Here is a 2,323-nt window from a genome sequence, read left to right as displayed (position 1 = left end):
CATGAATATGAAATAGGATGGGAAAGTAAAATGTTTGAAAACCGCTTAGGTTTTGACATCTCTTATTACAATAACATTGTTAAGGGCCAGATCATTAACCTGAACGTAGCTTCTTCAACCGGTGCAAAAAATATCTGGCAGAACGTAGGTGACCTGAACAACTATGGTTTGGAAGCAGCCATATATGGTACGCCTGTCTCTACCAAGAACCTGACATGGGATGTACGTGTTAACCTGGGCTTTAACAGGAATAAGCTGAAGAGCTTACAGCCCGGCCTTACTCAATTACAATTAATGAATGTGGATAACGGTTCTGCATACATCGTTGCAAAAGTAGGTGAAGCAGCAGGCGACATCATGGTGAACATGAACAAGAAAAGTGCAGACGGACAGAACATCATTGATGCAAATGGTTATTATGTAACTGATAACTCTACCCCTAAGAAAGCCGGTAATATACAGGCTAAGCTGAACGGTGGTATTAGTAACACGGTTCGTTACAAGAACTGGAGCCTGGACTTCCTGGTAGATTCCCGCTGGGGTGGACAGATCCTTTCTGTAACCAATTACTATGCTACAGGTGACGGATTATATAAAAGCACTTTAAAGTATCGTGATGAAGCCAATGGCGGCTTAACTTACTATGAAGATGCTGCCGGTAACAGAACGCTGCTGAACGGCGGTTCTGCTCCTGCAGGTACTACAGTATATCACGATGGTGTGGTATTGGACGGTGTGGATGAAACCGGGAAGAAAAATGACAAGATCCTGCAGGCAGCACAGTATTATGAATATACCTATGGTTGGGGTAACTATGGCTCCAGAACTAAAAACTCTTACCAGGGCGCTGTGTTCAACAACAACTTTGTTAAGCTGCGTGAAATGTCGCTGAACTATTCATTCCCTGTAGCGCTGGCTAACAAAGCAAAAATGCAGACGTTAACCGTAGGGCTGTTCGGCCGCAACCTGTTCTATTTCTATAAAACAGTACCGAATGTGGATCCTGAAGTGGGTATTGGCAGCAACTTTGTAAGCCAGGGTCTGGACGCCGGCTCTTCAGTAGCTTCCCGCACAATTGGTGGAACCGTGAGACTGAGCTTTTAATTGATCTAAGCAAAAAATTAAAAACATGAAGAAGAATATTCTTGGAATAATAATGCTGGCGCCAGTGCTGGGTTTCATCGGGGCATGTAAAAAGTCTACGATAGACAGCAAATACCTGGACCCTGAAAAAACCACCAATGGTAATATAGATGCCTTTTACACGGGCATGTTCAAAAACCGCAGGGTTTTACCGGATTACTGGGGAATGTGGACATTTAATGGTATTCAGATAGGGATCTATACCCAAACCCTTGGGGTGGTAACCGCCAATAAAATGTATGAGCAACCGGAATCCTATGCGCAGGATCGTTGGGACGATTTTTATAGCGCACCGGGTAGCGATGCCAACTGGTCTGCTCCCGTATCCAGCTATCGCGAAATAGAAAAAGCCTATGATAAGCTTTCTACAGATGCAGATAAGACTGGTTACTTACTGTTCACTAAAACTGCGCAGATCTTCCTGTATGATCAGGCCTGCCAGCAGGTGGACCTTTGGGGAGATATTCCGTTCAGTGAAGCAGGTGGTCTGAATGCAACGGGTAGCTTAAAGCTGGCGGCGTTTGATGATGGCAGAGCGGTATATGACAGCGCCATCACTAACTTAAAAGCCATCAGCAACTGGCTGGCAAATGCTCAGCCGGAACAGTTTTACCTGAACAAGCTGGCCAAGCAGGACATCCTGTTTAAAGGCGACCTGCTGAAATGGCGCCGTTATTGTAATTCCCTGTTACTGCGCTTGGCTATGCGTAAATCCAGTGTAGATGAAGCCAATTCCAGAGCGTTGGTACAGGAAATTATGGGTAACCCCACGCTGTATCCAATGATTGATGCTTTTACGGATAATGCTGAAATTGCAACCGGCGGTACCAACCTTGTGATCGACATGACCTCTAACTTTAACGATGGCCACCAATATGCCCCCGGTTATATGGTAGATTCCCTGTTGAAACCTTCCGGCGACCCGCGTTTGCGCATATTGTACACCAAAAATACGGCTGGTCAGTATCATGGCATGATCCCTACAATGACTGCTGCGCAGCAACAGGCTGAGATTGGTAGCAGACTGCTCTCGCTGATAGATAGCACCACCTTTGTAAAAAATACAAAGTTCCCCGGCATTATCTTTACTTCTGCTGAAACCTGGTTGTTGAAAGCTGAAGCACTGGAAAGATGGGGTAGCGGTGTAGGCGGCGGAAGTGCAAAATCTGCCTACGAGCAG

The 2,323-nt window shown here is 45.7% G+C and carries 1 protein-coding gene and 1 pseudogene; both read left to right on the top strand.

The features are described 5' to 3' along the window. Window positions 1-1,104, top strand: a pseudogene (locus tag VIM87_RS19700) (SusC/RagA family TonB-linked outer membrane protein); the annotation flags it as partial. Window positions 1,105-1,129: 25 nt separating this feature from the next. After that, a partial coding sequence (locus VIM87_RS19695; RefSeq protein WP_331998656.1) for a SusD/RagB family nutrient-binding outer membrane lipoprotein occupies window positions 1,130-2,323 on the top strand: 1,194 nt, incomplete at its 3' end.

The sequence above is a fragment of the Chitinophaga sp. genome (assembly GCF_036569125.1).
Classification (GTDB): domain Bacteria; phylum Bacteroidota; class Bacteroidia; order Chitinophagales; family Chitinophagaceae; genus Chitinophaga.
The sequence above is the reverse complement of the archived record's forward strand: the minus strand, read 5'-3'. Positions and strand labels throughout refer to the sequence as shown.